Annotated in this window: 18 protein-coding genes; 5 read left to right on the forward strand and 13 right to left on the reverse strand. The window is 67.9% G+C overall.

The annotated features are described in order from the left end of the window. The 5 genes from ACLJOO_RS28365 to ACLJOO_RS28385 all read right to left on the reverse strand — a co-directional run bounded on the left by ACLJOO_RS28365 (window position 1) and on the right by ACLJOO_RS28385 (window position 3,867). Complete coding sequence (locus ACLJOO_RS28365) at window positions 1–1,446, reverse strand: M23 family metallopeptidase (protein ID WP_410790453.1); 1,446 nt, start codon at window positions 1,444–1,446, stop codon at window positions 1–3. 84 nt (window positions 1,447–1,530) lie between these two features. Beyond that, window positions 1,531–2,442 carry a permease-like cell division protein FtsX gene (gene ftsX, locus ACLJOO_RS28370; RefSeq protein ID WP_410790454.1) on the reverse strand — a complete coding sequence of 304 codons (912 nt, stop codon included), beginning with the start codon at window positions 2,440–2,442 and terminating at the stop codon, window positions 1,531–1,533. Window positions 2,443–2,461: 19 nt separating this feature from the next. Next, window positions 2,462–3,151 (reverse strand): cell division ATP-binding protein FtsE, encoded by a 690-nt coding sequence (gene ftsE, locus ACLJOO_RS28375; RefSeq protein WP_130382152.1) that lies wholly within the window; start codon window positions 3,149–3,151, stop codon window positions 2,462–2,464. Window positions 3,152–3,326: 175 nt separating this feature from the next. Then, complete coding sequence (locus tag ACLJOO_RS28380) at window positions 3,327–3,494, reverse strand: hypothetical protein (protein WP_165547081.1); 168 nt, start codon at window positions 3,492–3,494, stop codon at window positions 3,327–3,329. Continuing rightward, window positions 3,487–3,867 (reverse strand): hypothetical protein, encoded by a 381-nt coding sequence (locus ACLJOO_RS28385; RefSeq protein WP_410790455.1) that lies wholly within the window; start codon window positions 3,865–3,867, stop codon window positions 3,487–3,489. The genes ACLJOO_RS28380 and ACLJOO_RS28385 overlap by 8 nt, the downstream gene beginning before the upstream one ends. A gap of 120 nt (window positions 3,868–3,987) precedes the next feature. On the opposite strand from ACLJOO_RS28385, the gene ACLJOO_RS28390 reads away from it, so the two are divergent. Beyond that, window positions 3,988–5,037: a carbohydrate kinase family protein gene (locus tag ACLJOO_RS28390; protein WP_410790456.1), complete on the forward strand. Its 1,050-nt coding sequence runs from the start codon at window positions 3,988–3,990 to the stop codon at window positions 5,035–5,037. Here the strand turns inward: ACLJOO_RS28390 and ACLJOO_RS28395 are convergent. Next, on the reverse strand, window positions 5,005–6,195 hold the full coding sequence (locus ACLJOO_RS28395; protein ID WP_410790457.1) for an MFS transporter: 1,191 nt from the start codon (window positions 6,193–6,195) through the stop codon (window positions 5,005–5,007). The genes ACLJOO_RS28390 and ACLJOO_RS28395 overlap by 33 nt on opposite strands. A gap of 155 nt (window positions 6,196–6,350) precedes the next feature. Here ACLJOO_RS28395 and ACLJOO_RS28400 point away from each other — a divergent pair, with 155 nt between their 5' ends. Beyond that, entirely contained in the window at window positions 6,351–7,619 is a 1,269-nt protein-coding gene (locus ACLJOO_RS28400) for an ABC transporter substrate-binding protein (RefSeq protein ID WP_410790458.1), read from the forward strand. 57 nt (window positions 7,620–7,676) lie between these two features. Here the strand turns inward: ACLJOO_RS28400 and ACLJOO_RS28405 are convergent, their stop codons facing one another. Further along, window positions 7,677–7,880, reverse strand: coding sequence for a cold-shock protein (locus ACLJOO_RS28405; RefSeq protein ID WP_130382162.1), 204 nt, complete (start codon window positions 7,878–7,880; stop codon window positions 7,677–7,679). 195 nt (window positions 7,881–8,075) lie between these two features. On the opposite strand from ACLJOO_RS28405, the gene ACLJOO_RS28410 reads away from it, so the two are divergent. Then, window positions 8,076–8,483 (forward strand): cytidine deaminase family protein, encoded by a 408-nt coding sequence (locus ACLJOO_RS28410; RefSeq protein WP_410790459.1) that lies wholly within the window; start codon window positions 8,076–8,078, stop codon window positions 8,481–8,483. On the opposite strand, the gene ACLJOO_RS28415 is transcribed toward ACLJOO_RS28410, so the two are convergent. From ACLJOO_RS28415 to ACLJOO_RS28435, 5 genes are all read right to left on the reverse strand, one after another. Further along, on the reverse strand, window positions 8,480–9,472 hold the full coding sequence (locus ACLJOO_RS28415) for a TIGR03842 family LLM class F420-dependent oxidoreductase (protein WP_410790460.1): 993 nt from the start codon (window positions 9,470–9,472) through the stop codon (window positions 8,480–8,482). The two genes, ACLJOO_RS28410 and ACLJOO_RS28415, sit on opposite strands and share 4 nt — an antisense overlap. Before the next feature lie 9 nt (window positions 9,473–9,481). Further along, window positions 9,482–10,888 carry a dihydropyrimidinase gene (gene hydA, locus ACLJOO_RS28420; protein WP_410790461.1) on the reverse strand — a complete coding sequence of 469 codons (1,407 nt, stop codon included), beginning with the start codon at window positions 10,886–10,888 and terminating at the stop codon, window positions 9,482–9,484. A 32-nt stretch (window positions 10,889–10,920) separates the two neighbouring features. After that, window positions 10,921–11,763 carry a nitrilase-related carbon-nitrogen hydrolase gene (locus tag ACLJOO_RS28425; RefSeq protein WP_410790462.1) on the reverse strand — a complete coding sequence of 281 codons (843 nt, stop codon included), beginning with the start codon at window positions 11,761–11,763 and terminating at the stop codon, window positions 10,921–10,923. Between the two features lie 77 nt (window positions 11,764–11,840). Further along, complete coding sequence (locus tag ACLJOO_RS28430; RefSeq protein ID WP_410790463.1) at window positions 11,841–12,518, reverse strand: PhzF family phenazine biosynthesis protein; 678 nt, start codon at window positions 12,516–12,518, stop codon at window positions 11,841–11,843. A 1-nt stretch (window position 12,519) separates the two neighbouring features. Further along, window positions 12,520–12,714, reverse strand: a complete 195-nt coding sequence (locus ACLJOO_RS28435; protein WP_410790464.1) for a hypothetical protein — start codon at window positions 12,712–12,714, stop codon at window positions 12,520–12,522. 84 nt (window positions 12,715–12,798) lie between these two features. Here ACLJOO_RS28435 and ACLJOO_RS28440 point away from each other — a divergent pair, with 84 nt between their 5' ends. Together ACLJOO_RS28440 and ACLJOO_RS28445 are read left to right on the forward strand one after the other, a co-directional pair. Next, window positions 12,799–13,230: an SRPBCC family protein gene (locus ACLJOO_RS28440; RefSeq protein WP_410790465.1), complete on the forward strand. Its 432-nt coding sequence runs from the start codon at window positions 12,799–12,801 to the stop codon at window positions 13,228–13,230. Further along, a complete protein-coding gene (locus tag ACLJOO_RS28445; RefSeq protein ID WP_410790466.1) occupies window positions 13,205–13,747 on the forward strand; it encodes a TetR/AcrR family transcriptional regulator in 543 nt (180 codons plus the stop codon). The genes ACLJOO_RS28440 and ACLJOO_RS28445 overlap by 26 nt, the downstream gene beginning before the upstream one ends. On the opposite strand, the gene ACLJOO_RS28450 is transcribed toward ACLJOO_RS28445, so the two are convergent. Further along, window positions 13,728–14,867: a serpin family protein gene (locus ACLJOO_RS28450; RefSeq protein ID WP_410790467.1), complete on the reverse strand. Its 1,140-nt coding sequence runs from the start codon at window positions 14,865–14,867 to the stop codon at window positions 13,728–13,730. The two genes, ACLJOO_RS28445 and ACLJOO_RS28450, sit on opposite strands and share 20 nt — an antisense overlap. Window positions 14,868–14,894 lie beyond the last annotated feature (27 nt).

Raw genomic sequence — 14,894 nt, forward strand, 5'->3', positions numbered from 1 at the left:
CTACAACCACTTCATGGGATTAACCACGCGGCCGTCCTGGTAGACCATGAAGTGCAGGTGGCAGCCGGTGGAGTAGCCCGTCGTACCGGCGTACCCGATGATCTCGCCCTTCTGGACGCGTTCACCGACGCTCGCCCTGTATCGCGACAAGTGGTTGTAGACCGTTGTGATCGACGACCCGCCGATCACACCGTGTGAAACGAACAGCCGGTTTCCGTAGCCGCCGTTGTAGTACTTGTCCGACACGACACCGCTCGCCGCGGCGCGGATCGGCGTACCGCAAGGGGCGCGGAAATCCGTTCCGTCGTGCAGCTTCCAGTAGTGCAGGACTGGGTGAAAACGCATTCCGTACGGCGACGTGATGTAACTGCTGACCGGGTAGCTCAGCCGGCCGTCGCCGGAGGACGGCGGATCGTCCGGGATCTCGCGCGGCTTGCGGTTCTCCTTGCGCGCTTTCTCCCGCTCGGCCTTCTCAGCAGCCGCTTTCCGGCGCGCGGCGGCCGCCTTCTCCGCCTTCGCCCGCGCGATCAGGAGCTGTTCGACCCGGTTCCGCTCCCGCAGCAGCGAGTTGTACTGCGCCAGCTCGGTGTTCTTCTCCTTCTCGGCGGCCTTGAACGCGGTCAGCTTGACCTTCGCGATCGCCGCGGCCTCGGCCCGGTCGGCCGCGACCTGCTTGGTCAGCTCGGTGACCCGCTTGACCGTTGCGGCGGCCTCGGCGCGCGCGGCCTCGGACTCCTTCTCCGCGGCCGCGACCTTGACCCGCTTGCTGGCCAGCTGCGCCTGCGCGTTGTTCAGGTTGGTGATCGCGTTGCTCTGGATACCGAAGACGTTCCGCTGGACCTGCATCCCGGTCGCGATATCGGCCGGCGCGGCACCCCGCAGCGCGATCGACAGGCCCACCAGGCCGTTCTGCTGCTGGTACGCCGACCGTACGGCGCGACCCGCGACGGACCGCTTCTCCGCGATCAGCTTCTCGCCGGCCTCGACGTCGGACACCGCCGTACGCAACGCCGCCTCGGCCGCGGCGAGCTTGCCCGCGGCAACCGCATCGGCGGCCTTCGCAGCGGCGAGTTGCCCCTGCGCGGCGGCGTACCGGACCTGGACGGCCTGGTATTTCACGACGGCTTGGTTGTACGCGGCAACGGACTTGCCGAGCTGGTCGGACGCGTCGTCGAGATCGGCCTTCTGCTGACCGAGCTGCGCGTCGAGTTGCTTCTTCTTGGCGACTGGATCCGGCGGTTTCGCCTCTGCCGAGGGGGCAGACGGAACCGCCGCCAGGACTCCGGCGGACAGGGACAGGACAAGGCAGCAAGCGGCAACCACCGTCTGCCGGCCCGGCGGTCGCGTGCGTGATCGCGGGTACGGCGTGGTGGCGGTGCCGGTGCTGTCGTCTCGCTTGATGCTCCCCCGCTCACGCGGGTTCGCACCGGGGAAGTGCGGGACCACAGGTCGACCCCTTGCTCTGGATGCAATTGTGCGGTACAGGAGTGACTGTTGTTACTCCTGTTACTGCACGATAGGTCACCCGGGTCAGACTTTGAGGTATTTCCGCGTTGTCAGGAATGTCGGGATCACGGCCAGGATCAGGCCGACGACGACCATGATCAGCGTGGCGCGGAAGGTTTCGGTCGCGCCGACCCACTGCCAGACGCGGAACGTCTCCTGGGCCCGCTGCATGACCACGAAGTACACGCCGACCCACAAGGTGCCGCAGGCAAGGACCGCGCCGATCAGCGCCGCCAGCACCGCTTCCAGCAGGAACGGCAGCTGGATATAGAAGTTCGAGGCGCCCACCAGGCGCATGATGCCGATCTCCCGTCTCCGGGCGTACGCCGCCAGCCGGATCGTGTTGGAGATCTGCATCAGGGCCGCGACCAGCAGCAAGCCGGCCGAGATCAGCGCGCCGACTTGCAAGCCGTTGAGGGCCTTGAAGAGCGGATCGAGGTACTGGCGGAGGTCCTGGACGGTGTCGACGCCGGGAAGGCCGGCGACGGCGCTGACCAGGTTCTGATATCGCTGTGGATCTCGCAGCTTGACCCGGAAGGACTCCTGCATCTGGTCCTCGGTGACCGTGCTGACGATCGGGGAGTCCTTGTACAGCTTCTTGAACGACTCGAACGCTTCCTTCTTCGACTCCGAGAACACGCCGTCGGGCGCGGTGTCCGGGTTCGTTTGGATGACCTGCTGGATCCGGTTCTTCTGCTCCTGGGTCACCTCGGCGCCGGAGCAGCCGCGGCCGCCGGAGTCCTTGGTGCACAGGAACACCGAGATCTGGATCTTGTCGTACCAGTTCCCCTTCATCAGGTCGACCTGCTCGCGGGCGAGCAGCGCACTGCCGAACAGCGACAGCGAGACCCAGATGGTGACGACGACCGCGATCGTCATCGAGAGGTTCCGCTTCAGGCCGATCCCGAGGTCGGAGAGGATGTAGTTCAAGCGCATCAGTCAGTCAGTCCCCTGGTCAGTGCTGGTAGCCGTAGACGCCGCGCGACTCGTCGCGGACGACATGGCCGTTCTCCAGCTCGATCACGCGCTTGCGCATCTGGTCGACGATCGAGACGTCGTGGGTGGCCATCACCACGGTCGTCCCGGTCCGGTTGATCCGGTCCAGCAGCTTCATGATGCCGACCGACGTACCGGGGTCGAGGTTTCCGGTGGGCTCGTCGGCAATCAGGATCATCGGCCGGTTCACGAACGCGCGGGCGATCGCGACGCGCTGCTGCTCACCGCCGGACAGCTCGTCCGGCATCCGGTCCTCCTTGCCGTCCAGACCGACCAGCTCGAGGACCTCGGGCACCGTCTTGCGGATATGCGCGCGGGGCTTGCCGATCACCTGCAGCGCGAACGCCACGTTCTCGGCGACGGTCTTGTTCGGCAGCAGCCGGAAGTCCTGGAACACGGTGCCGATCTGGCGCCGCATCTGCGGGATCCGCCAGCTGGCCAGCCGGTTCAGGTCCTTGCCGGCGACCATGATGTGACCCCGGGTCGTCCGGTGCTCACGCAGAACCAGACGAAGGAACGTCGACTTGCCGGACCCGGAGGTACCGACCAGGAAGACGAACTCGCCTTTCTCGATCTCGACGTTGACGTTCAGCAGAGCGGCCTTGGACTGGCCCTCGTACGTCTTGGACACATTCTCGAAGCGGATCACGGGTTCATCCGGCCGTGGTCGGGAACAGGGAGCGACGCGACGGTAACCACGAAGTGCACCGTACGCCACCGGAGCGGCCGGCGATCAGTCTAGGCGCTCCACGGCGTGCCGCCGACCAGACGTGCCGGTCCGTACACCCGCGTCCGATACCCGGTGCGTTTCAAACAGGCGTATGTCAGGCCGGGGCCGGCGAAGGCGTGCCGTTGCCGTTGTCCGGGCGGGCGTCGGCGATCCGGGCGACGCCGGCGTCGGGCTTGCGGCCGGCGCGGCGGGCGGCTTCGACGTGCAACCGGGCCAGCTCGACAGCCTGGCGGGAGACCTTCACGGTCTTCTTCTCAGCCATGGTCACTGTCTCCCTCGACGACCTCGATGTCGGTGTCCGCGATATCAGCGTACGCGGACGCGCCGACGCGGTCGATCGCTACGGCGGCCGTCAGCGCGGCGACCAGATCGTAGTCCTCAGGTTGTAACAGCTCGGATCTCATCAGTGAACGCAGCGTCACCACACCGGCATCCGTCCCGGCGTCCTCACCTTCGAGAATCTGCTCCACGGCCCACCGGACCATCCGCATGGTCTCCTCGCGGTGCCGCCAGACATCGAGCTCGCGATCGGACTTCCGCGTCAGGTACGACCCCAGGAACACGCCGCCGAGCGCGAGCACCGGACTCATGACCGTCATCACGACCCCCACGATCGAGATCCAGGTAGGGATCACGGACACACCCCAGCACTCATGCTCGTCCTCCCAATTCCGTGGTCTTGACCGGTCGATGATGCTACGAAGGAGCATCCCATCCAGCACCGACAAACCAGGATGACAAGGAGTCGTGTCACCGTGACGGACGAGCAGGACCGCTACGACGTGTTCGTACAGGGGACGGTGTTCCTCGACATCGTCATGACCGGTCTGGCGTCCGCCCCGACCACCGGTACGGAGATCTTCGCCGAGGGTATGGGGTCGTGCCCGGGCGGTGTCGCGAACTTCGCGATCGCGGCCGCGCGGCTCGGGCTGAAGACCGGGCTCGCCTCGGTGTTCGGTGACGATGCGTACGCCGACTTCTGCTGGCGGACCCTCGCGGACCAGGAGGGCGTGGACCTGTCGCACTCGCGGCGGATCGGCCACTGGCACTCGCCCGTCACGGTGTCGATGTCGATCGACCGGGACCGCGCGATGGTGACGCACGCGCACGAGGCGCCGGGCGATCCGAGCAAGCTGGTGGGGCCCGGCCTGAACACGCGGTCCGCGATCGTTCCGGTGGCGGAGGAGCTGCCGGGCTGGACGGTCGAGGCGCGGCAGTCCGGTGCGCTGTTGTTCGGTGACGTCGGCTGGGATCCGACCGACGAGTGGTCGCCGGCGGTGCTCGACGTACTGGAAGGGTTCCACGCGTTCACGCCGAACGCGGGTGAGGCGATGGCCTACACCCGCACCGACACCCCGAAGGCCGCGCTGCACAAGCTGGCCGACCGGGTGCCGCTCGCGGTGGTGACGAACGGTGCCGACGGCGTACTGGCGATCGACTCGGAGACCGGCGAGGAGGAGCAGGTGCCGGCGCTGCCGGTGCGTTCGTACGACCCGACCGGCGCCGGCGACGTGTTCCTCGCCTCGCTCGTGCTGGGCACCCTCCGCGGCTGGCCGCTCGCCCACCGCCTGGCCTTCAGCAACCTCTGCGCCGGCCTCTCGGTCCAGCACTTCGGCGGCTCCCTCGCGGCGCCCGGCTGGGGCGACATCATCGACTGGGTCCGCGACCACAGCCGGCACCGCCCCGGCGACGTCGACCCCGCCGTACTCGAGCACTACGCCTTCATCGGCGACGTCCTCCCGGCCGGTCCGGTCCCGATCGTCCGACGCGCCTCAGCCACGATCGCGCGCCTGTCGGACGCCTGACGCTTGGACGGTCAGCGCGACCAGGACGAGCAGTACGCCGCCGCCCAGGAAGCCCCAGGACGGCGCGGCATGTTCGAGCGCCAGCCCGGCGGTCGCTGATCCGGCGGCCGAACCGAGGTTGTTGGCGGTGTTGATCCAGGTGCTCGCCTCGGTCCGTTGGTACGGCGGCGTGACGTCGTCGGCGGCCAGGTACGAGACCACAAACAGCGGCGCGACGGCTGCACCGGCGATGCCCAGCACGCCTCCGAGCACGATCAGGTCGGTCACGAATGACGCCGCGAGCAGTCCGGCGGCGAGTACGGCGATCAGCCCGCCGAGGTGGGTCGACCAGGAGCGGGTATGACGCCGGCGCGCCCAGAGCGTCCCGCCGACCACACTGCCCGCCGCGATCGCCGCCTCGACGTACCCGGCCGCTCCGGGGCGTCCCGCATGCTGCGCGACGCCCGCCACGCAGACGTACGCCGCGCTGATCCCGGACGCGGTGACCATGATGACGACCAGGATCCGTCGTAGGCCGGGGATCACCAACGGCCCCAACGGATGCCGAGCCGGTGCCGACGCTGACGTCGACGTCGTCACCGGGCTGGTCACCATCGCGAAGGTGCCGACGACCATCAACGCGGCCGAGCAGCCGAGCGCGGCCGGCGCGGACACGAGACTGATCAGGGTGCCTGCGATCAGCGGCCCGCCGAGGAAGAGGCACTCCTCGGAGACCGCGTCGAGGGCGTACGCGCGTTCCTTCAGCGTGGAGCCTTCTGTGAGCAGTCGCCAGTTCGACCGCATCGACGGCCCCAGGGGCGGCGCGAGCAGCCCGGTCATGCCGACGAGGAGCAGTACGGCGCTTTCCGCCGTACCGAATGCTGCGATGGCAACCAGGCCGGCGGATGCGCCGAGTGCGAGGGGCGGGAGGACGCGGCGCTGGCTGTAGCGGTCGACGAGCCGCGCTTTGTACGGCATCGACAACGACGCGAAGCCGAACACCGCGACCGCGGCGCCTGCCGTCGCGAAGGAATGGGTGGATTGCTGGACGGTGAAGAGCAGAGACAACGGGAGCAGGCCGTACGACAGCCGGCCGAGCAGCGCAGGCACGAACGTGCGCAGCGCCGACGGCAACAGCAGGACGTCACGGTAGCTCCCGGCACGAGTTGTGCCGGACACGAGAACGCTCCTAGAGAGACGGAATGGGCTCGAGACCACGCAAGGCGTGGGAGCCGTCTCTAGTCACGTGGGGAGAACATGCGGACCAGCCTACATCGTAGGGTCTGGGGTGGTGCGCGGGCTGTGGGACCGCGCTGGACGGAGAGGTGCAGGCGATGACGATCAGTCGGCGGCAGGTACTCGGGCTCGGGACTGGACTGGCCGCGATGGCCGTGGCGGGATGCGGGTCGAACTCCGGGCGGCCGTCGTCCGGCGGATCGGACGGGTCGAAGCCGGCGCTCCAGCAGTGGTACCACCAGTACGGCGAGGCGGGCACGCAGCAGGCGGTGGAGAAGTACGCGAAGGCGTACCCGGATGCGACCGTAACGATCCAGTGGTCGCCGGGCGACTACGAGAAGAAGGCCGCGACGGCGCTGCTCACCGACCAGGGCCCGGACGTGTTCGAGTACCCGAACGGGCCGACGATCGACATGATCAAGGGCAATCAGGTCGTCGAGCTGACCGATCTGCTGGGTGACGCGAAGAGCGACTTCAACGCGGCGCTGCTCGAGCGGATGTCGTACCAGGGCAAGCTGTACGCGATCCCGCAGGTGATCGACATGCAGCTGCTCGTGTACCGCAAGAGCCTGCTGAGCGCGGCCGGCGTACAGCCGCCGCAGACCGTCGACGAGCTGCTGGCCGCCGCGAAGAAGCTCACCAACAACAAGACCAAGGGCCTGTTCGTCGGCAACGACGGCGGCGTCGGCGTGCTCGGCGGACCGGCGCTCTGGTCGGCCGGCGTCGACTACCTGACCAAGGACAACCAGTTCGGCTTCGACGACCCGGCCGCGTTCGAGTCGCTACGCAAACTGCGGGAGTTCTGGACCTCGAAGGTGTTGTTGCTCGGGGCACCGACCGACTGGTCCGACCCGGCCGCGTTCACGCAGGGCCTGACCGCGATGCAGTTCACCGGCCTGTGGACGCTCCCTGTGATCGAGAAGGCGCTCCCCGGCGATTACGGCGTACTCCCCTGGCCGAAGCTGAACGCGACCACGGGCGCGCCGAGTGTCCCGGTCGGGGCGTACGGCGCGTGCGTGAACGCGAAGTCGAAGAACCTCGACGCCGCGAAGAAGTTCGTCAAGTGGCTGTGGGTGGATCAGACCGACGACCAGCTCGACTTCGCGCAGTCGTACGGCTTCCACGTCCCGGCCCGCAAGACCCTGTCGGCGAAAGCGGAGAAACTGAAGTCCGGCCCGGCCGCGGACGCTGTCAAGCTGCTGAACGAGAACGGCCACCCGCAGAACCCGATGCTCTGGTCACCGAAGGCCAGCTCGGCGTACTCCGACGCGCTGAACAAGATCATCCGCGGCGGCGCCGACCCAGCCGCCGAGATCAAGACCGTCAAGTCGGTCACCGAGGCCGAACTGAAGAGGATCACCGGTTGACAACCGGACGCGGCCCCCCACCGTCAGGTGAGGGGCCGCGTCCGTGCCGACCTGGAATCAGACGACGTTGACGTTCTCCGCCTGCTGCCCCTTCGGGCCCTGGACGACGTCGAACTCGACGCGCTGGTTCTCGTCGAGGCTACGGAAGCCGTCGGTCTGGATGGTGGAGTAGTGGACGAACACGTCCGCTCCGCCCCCGTCGACGGTGATGAAGCCGAAGCCCTTCTCGGCGTTGAACCATTTCACAGTTCCCTGTGCCATGTTGTTGCTCCTTCGTGGAGATGGGGCGCACCGCGGTCGCGGTAGACCCGGCCGTTGTCGCACCGGCGGCACACCATCTCTCACAAGGAAAGATCGGGATAAACCACAGCTACTGAAAATCGACCTACCCCATACAACCACGAATCCGCACGATTCATTCCCATCGGCCGCGCCGGGCGTGGCAGGGTGGGGCGCATGGTGACCCTGCAACCGCTGACCGACGACGACCGCGAGCTGATCGAGCTGGCCCGCCGTACGGTCGACGCCAACACCGACGGACCCGACGGCGTCTACACGATGGGCGCCGCGGTCCGCGGGGTCGACGGCCGCATGTACGCCGGTATCAACCTGTACCACTTCACCGGCGGCCCCTGCGCCGAACTGGTCGCCCTCGGCCGCGCCCGCGCCGAAGGAGCCCGCGAGCTCACCACAATCGTAGCCGTAGGCAACGAAGGCCGCGGCGTCGTCGGCCCGTGCGGCCGCGACCGCCAGGTCCTCGTCGACTACCACCCCACGATCCGCGTCATCCTGCCGTCAACGGACGGGCCAGGCTCGGTCCTCGCCACGGACCTGCTCCCCGGCGCGTACCGCTGGACGCCCTAGACGTTGGGGATGATGTCCTTCCCGTACGACGCCAGGGTTTCCTCCTTGGCGTCGTGCTGGAGGTACAGGGCGAACTGGTCGACGCCGAGGTCCTTCAGCTCGGCCAGCCGGGCGAGGTGGTTCTCGACCGGTCCGAGGATGCAGAACCGGTCCACGACCTCGTCCGGCACGAAGTCGGTGTGGGTGTTTCCGGCCCGCCCGTGCTCGGCGTAGTCGTACCCCTTGCGCCCCTCGATGTAGTCGGTCAGCGCCTGCGGCACCGCACCCGACGTCCCGTAGCGGGAGACGATGTCCGCGACATGGTTCCCGACCATCCCGCCGAACCAACGGGTCTGTTCACGCTGGTGATCCAGGTCGTCCCCGACGTACGCCGGTGCCGCGACGCAGAACTTGATCGCCATCGGATCCCGGCCGGCCTGCTCCGCGGAACGGCGTACCGCGGTGATCATCCACTCCGCGATGTCCGGATCCGCCAACTGCAGGATGTACCCGTCGCCGACCTCGCCGGTCGCCTTCAGCGCACGAGGGCCGTACGCCGCGACCCACACGTCGAGCGCGCCGTTCTCGACCCACGCGAACTTCAACTGCTGGCCGCGATAGGAAACGGTCTCGCCGCGCGCGAGGGATCGCACCACTTCCACGCACTGCTTCATCTCTGCGATCGTTCCCGGCTTCGCGCCGAGCGTCCGCAGCGCCGAGTCGCCGCGCCCGATCCCGCAGATCGTCCGGTTGCCGAACATCTCGTTCAACGTCGCGAACTGGGACGCGATCACGGTCCAGTCCCGCGTCCCCGGATTCGTCACCATCGGCCCGACGACCACACGGCTCGTGGCCGCGAGGATCTGGCTGTAGATCACGAAGGGCTCTTGCCAGAGCAGGTGCGAGTCGAACGTCCACACGTACGAGAACCCGGCATCCTCCGCCTTCCGGGCCAGCTCCACGACCGTGGACGCGGGCGGATCACACTGGAACACCACACCGAAGTCCACGATTCCCCCTTACATGAGATACGACGACAGGCCGCGCTTCAGGAACTTCCCCCGGCCCTTCCGGCCATGGTAGTTGCCGTCAGCCACGATCACCTCGCCGCGGGACACGACGGTGCCCACCCGGCCCGTGATCTCGACCCCTTCGTACGCCGAGTGGTCCATGTTCATGTGGTGCGTCGCGACCCCGATCCGCGTCGTACCGTTCGGGTCGTAGATCACCAGGTCGGCGTCCGATCCGGGCTGCACGATCCCCTTCTGCGGATACAGCCCGAACATCCGGGCCGGCGTGGTCGCGATCGTCTCCACCCAGCGTTCCAGCGACAGCTTCCCGTCGACGACGCCCTGGTAGACCAGGTCGACGCGGTGCTCGACGCCGCCGATCCCGTTGGGGATCTTGGAGAAGTCGCCGAGGCCGAGTTCCTTCTGGTCCTTCATGCAGAACGGGCAGTGGTCGGTCGACACGATCGCCAGCTCATTGTTCCGCAGGCCCTTCCACAGGTCCCGCTGGTGCGACTCGTGCTTGCTGCGCAGCGGTGTCGAGCAGACCCACTTCGCGCCCTCGAACCCCGGCGCGCCGAGCTGGTCCTCGAGCGTCAGGTACAGATACTGCGGGCAGGTCTCGGCGAACACGTTGCGGCCCTCGTGCCGCGCCTCGGCGACCTTCTCGAGCGCCTGGCTGGCGGACAGGTGGACGATGTACAGCGGGCAGTCCTGCGCGACCTCGGCGAGCGCGATCGCGCGGTTGGTCGCCTCCGCCTCGAGCGCGGCCGGGCGGGTGATGCCGTGGTAGATCGGGTCGGTCTGGCCTTTCGCGATCGCCTGCTGCACGAGGACGTCGATCGCGATGCCGTTCTCCGCGTGCATCATGATCATCGCGCCGTTCTCCCGCGCGGTCTGCATGGCGCGGAGGATCTGCCCGTCGTCGGAGTAGAAGACGCCCGGGTAGGCCATGAACAGCTTGAAACTCGTGATGCCCTCGTCGGCGACCAGCTGGTCCATCGCCTTCAGCGCGTCGGCGTCGACACCGCCGAGGATCATGTGGAACGCGTAGTCGACGTGGCACTCGCCCTCGGCCTTCGCGTGCCACGCGGCGAGCCCGTCCTGCACGACCTCGCCGGTGCGCTGGACGGCGAAGTCGATGATCGTCGTGGTCCCGCCGTACGCCGCCGCCCGCGTGCCGGTGTCGAACGTGTCGCTGGCCGCGGTACCGCCGAACGGCAGCTCCATGTGGGTGTGCGCGTCGATCCCGCCCGGGATCACGTACTTGCCCGAGGCATCTAGTACTTCGTCGACCGCGATCGTCGGGCTGAACGCCGGGTCCAGGACCGCGACGATCTTCTCGCCCTCGACCAGCACGTCCGCTGTTCTGGTTCCGGTCGGTCCGACGACGGTTCCACCCTTGACGAGCAAAGACATCTAGGCCACTCCCCTTTGAGCGGTTGGAGTACTTACGGTTTCGTCAGGTCTCCGTACGCGTCGGGGCGGCGGTCGCGGTAGAACTGCCAGCGGTCCCGGACGGTGTCGAGCAGACCGAGGTCCAGATCGCGGACGATCAGTTCCGGATCGTGGTCGTGCCCGACGTCGCCGACGAATTTCCCCTCCGGGTCGACGAAGTACGACGTACCGTAGAAGTCGTTGTCGCCGAACTCGGACTCGATGCCGACCCGGTTGATGGCGCCGATGAAGTACTCGTTCGCGACCGCGGAGGCCGGCTGCTCGAGCTTCCACAGGTACGCCGACAGTCCGCGGCTGGTCGCCGACGGGTTGAAGACGATCTTCGCGCCGGCCAGGCCGAGCGCCCGCCAGCCCTCGGGAAAGTGCCGGTCGTAGCAGATGTAGACGCCGATCCGGCCGACCGCGGTGTCGAAGATCGGGTACCCGAGGTTGCCCGGCCGGAAGTAGAACTTCTCCCAGAAGCCCTTGACCTGCGGGATGTGGTTCTTCCGGTACTTACCCAGATAGGTGCCGTCGGCATCGATGACCGCAGCGGTGTTGTACAGCACGCCCGGCTGCTCCTGCTCGTACATCGGCAGCACCATCACCATCCCGAGCTCCCGCGCCAGCGCGGCGAACCGCTCGGTGGTCGGGCCCGGCACGGATTCGGCGTACTCGTAGTACTCGGCGTCCTGCTTCTGGCAGAAGTACGGCCCGTAGAACAGCTCCTGGAAACAGATCACCTTCGCACCCGCAGCAGCAGCCTGCCGCGCGTAGTCCTCGTGCGCCTTGATCATGGACTCCTTGTCACCCGTCCACGACGTCTGAACAAGCGCAGCCCTGACAACATCCGCCACAGGAACCTCCCCAAGTATCCGAGACCCCATGCTCCATCTGAGCCGGGTCACCCGTCAACGGATGCTGGAGAACGCGGTCAGAACGTGAAGGTGCGCGGCGCGGCGGGGAGGACTTGGCCGCCTACGGTGGCGTGGGTTGGTGGGTGCCAGGTGGTTCGGAGGTGGGAGCCCTTGCCTTGGATGACCAGGAGGTCTCGGGCTAGTTGGGCGGTTAGTTGGGTTACGGCGGAGCCGGTGGCTTCGTCTTCCTTGACGTTCATGGCGGGGGCGAAGGCTCGGGCTCGGATGATGCCGGCTGGTTCGTCCTGCCAGGACCAGAGGAACGTGTGGCCGGCGGTGTAGGTCGTGGGGTCGGCGGACAGGACCTCCTCGGGTGAGGAGAGTTGGCGCCAGTCCCAGGGGCTGCCCCAGGTCGTGTCGGCTCGGACGGCGAAGAGGTTGCCGGAGCGGGTGACGGGGATCGGGCCGGCGGGGACGTGCAGGGTGTCGACCGGGTGGCCGTGGGTGTGGAGCCAGGCGGCGGCGCCGACGGTGGGATGGCCGGCGAAGGCCATCTCGCCTGTGGCGGTGTAGATACGGAGCGTGCCGGTGGCGGCGTCATCGACGTACACGGTCTCGCTGTAGCCGAGTTCGGCGGCTACGCGCTGCCGGTCGCTCTCACCGACGAGGCGGCCGTCGACGATGCCCAGAGGGTTGCCGAACCGGCCGTCCGGGTCCGTGAAGACCCTGACGACCTCGACCTTCAGGTCGGTCAACTCAGAGAACGGCGATGGCGGCGATGATCGCGATCAGCAGCACCGCGCCGCCGACGATCGCGAGGACCCGGCCGTTGACCTTCGGTTCGCTGGTCGCCTCGGTCTGGCCCTCGTTGACGAAGGCGCGGAACATCTGGGTGTTCGCGCCCGGGTCCTGTTCGTTCTCCACGTTCTGCGGGACGTTCTGGTCAGCCATGGCCCAAGACCCTACCTGCCGCCGGTGGTCGGCCAGCAGACCGCCCGCCGAGACCTGACACAGACCTGATGTACCATTTGGTACATGCGCTTCGATCATTCCAGCACGATCCAGGCCCCGGCCGACCGGGTCTGGGAGGTTTTCAGCGACGTCGAGCGGTGGCCCGACTGGACCCCGACCGTCGATTCCGTCGAGCGGCTGGACGCGGGCCGGATCCACGTCGGCGCCCGCACCCGGATCCGCCAGCCCAAGCTCCCGGTCGCCGTCTGGGAGGTGACCGAACTCAAGGAGGGCGAGTACTTCGAGTGGGTCTCGAAGGCCCCCGGGATCAAGACCACCGGCGGCCACCGCGTGGTCAGCACCCCGGAAGGCACCGTCGCGACCGCGACCATCATCCAGGAGGGCCCGCTCGGCTGGCTCTTCGGAAGGCTGTACGCCAAGCTCACCCGGGACTACATCGCCACCGAGACCGCCAAGCTGAAGGAAGTCAGTGAGTCGAGCAAGTCTGCTGGGTGACGCCGTCGAGCATTTCGCGAAGAACGGGATCGGGGACGCGAGCCTGCGCAGTATCGCGACCTCGATCGGCACCAGTCACCGGATGCTGATCTACCACTTCGGTTCCCGCGAGGGCCTGCTCGCCGAGGTGGTCCGCACGGTCGAGCAGCAGCAACGCGACCTCCTCGCCACATTGTCAGACCTGCCGGTAGAGCAGCAGGCCGAGGAGTTCTGGCGCCGCGTCACCGAGGCCGCGCTGATCTACGGCCCGCTGTTCTTCGAGCTCAGCGCCCACGCGATGCAGGACCTGCCGCACACCGAGTCCCTCAAGGCCGACCTGATCAACGTCTGGCTACCGCCGTTGATCGAGCTCTGCGTACGCGCGGGCATCCCGCCGGCCGAGGCCCCGGCGTACGCGCGTCTCGGCCTGGCCGCCTCGCGGGGCCTGCTGTTCGACCTGCTGCTGACCGGCGATCGCGCGGGCGTCGACGAGGCGTCCGCGCTGCTCAATCGGCTGTTCACGCTCCCGGTTCAGTAGGCCTCTCGACCCGGCCCGCCACGATCGGCAGCCGCGAGTCCCGCAGTACGGCGGTGAACGCGAAGGGCCGGTCCAGCGTGAGCTCCAGGCGACGCTCCTGCCGGGTCACCATCGCGGCCCGCGTCATCGCGATCGCGGTGACCGCCGCAGCCTCGAACCCGGCCGCGAAGAACCGCGCGAGCACCTTCTGCTTCGCCTGCCCGACCTGGAGCGGCGTCGGACTGAGCGCACTGAAGTGCCCGTGCGCCCCCGGATCCGACGTCACCGCGGTCAACCCGAACAGCTCACGAGCCGCGAGCAGATCATGCTCGACCTCGATGCTGAACGACGGCAACGACACCTTCACATCAGGCCGCGACGCAGTGTTCCGCCCGATCGACAGCCCCGGCCCAGGCTCGTCCTCGGCAATGAGCTGACTTCCCGGTACGCCGTCGTTCGGCCGGCCGGCCGCGTCGAGCAGAGCCGGAAGGGCATCGTCGCCGATCCCCAGCAGTACGTCGACATCCGCGTCGCCGCGCACCGTGACGACGGTCAGGTCGTCGTACCGCCGTACCGAATCCAGGTCGAAGTCCGTGCGCTCGAGCCAGTGCCACGAACCGGCCCACGCACCGGTGGAGACTCGACGGACCTGCTCGGTGAACGGGCGGACCCACGTGGTGCGCAGGAGCAACGCCGAGGCGAGGACCATCATCACGTCGCCGTCGAGGTTGACCGGCATCTCGCGGATCAGGTCGTCGGTGTGTTCCGCGGCCCAGGCGTCGAGTTTTGCCTTGTCGACGGCCGGGTTGCCGGTCAGCAGGCCGACGAGCGGCGCGGGCATCACGCTGTCGAACGATTCGGCGAGCTTGAGCTGCTCGCTGACCCACACGCCGAGCGCGGCGTTCAGGTCGGCGGAGGCTTCGATCGCCTCGATCAGCCGGATCGCGTCGGTCGACCCGGTCGCCGGATCCACCCCGGTGGCCGCGGCCAATTCGGCGCGTCCGGGCTCGTCCGCACCGGTCGCGAGGAGCGCCAGCAGCGGCCAGAGACCGAGCCCGGCCACGACAGTGTTCTCCGCCGGCAACGTCCGGGCCCAGCGGGTGGTGAGGTCGTTGACTGCGCGCACCACGTCGGCATCCATGCCTCCAGACTGCCACACGCGAGAATT

The organism is Kribbella sp. C-35, from assembly GCF_046549195.1.
Classification (GTDB): Bacteria; Actinomycetota; Actinomycetes; order Propionibacteriales; family Kribbellaceae; genus Kribbella.

Excerpts from the sequence above, each read along its gene's own strand:
- ACLJOO_RS28400 (WP_410790458.1), top strand. The coding sequence starts at position 6,351 with ATGACGATCAGTCGGCGGCAGGTACTCGGGCTCGGGACTGGACTGGCC.
- ACLJOO_RS28440 (WP_410790465.1), top strand. The coding sequence starts at position 12,799 with ATGCGCTTCGATCATTCCAGCACGATCCAGGCCCCGGCCGACCGGGTC.
- ACLJOO_RS28450 (WP_410790467.1), bottom strand. The coding sequence starts at position 14,867 with ATGGATGCCGACGTGGTGCGCGCAGTCAACGACCTCACCACCCGCTGG.
- hydA (WP_410790461.1), bottom strand. The coding sequence starts at position 10,888 with ATGTCTTTGCTCGTCAAGGGTGGAACCGTCGTCGGACCGACCGGAACC.
- ACLJOO_RS28405 (WP_130382162.1), bottom strand. The coding sequence starts at position 7,880 with ATGGCACAGGGAACTGTGAAATGGTTCAACGCCGAGAAGGGCTTCGGC.
- ACLJOO_RS28410 (WP_410790459.1), top strand. The coding sequence starts at position 8,076 with ATGGTGACCCTGCAACCGCTGACCGACGACGACCGCGAGCTGATCGAG.
- ftsX (WP_410790454.1), bottom strand. The coding sequence starts at position 2,442 with ATGCGCTTGAACTACATCCTCTCCGACCTCGGGATCGGCCTGAAGCGG.
- ACLJOO_RS28380 (WP_165547081.1), bottom strand. The coding sequence starts at position 3,494 with ATGGCTGAGAAGAAGACCGTGAAGGTCTCCCGCCAGGCTGTCGAGCTG.
- ACLJOO_RS28435 (WP_410790464.1), bottom strand. The coding sequence starts at position 12,714 with ATGGCTGACCAGAACGTCCCGCAGAACGTGGAGAACGAACAGGACCCG.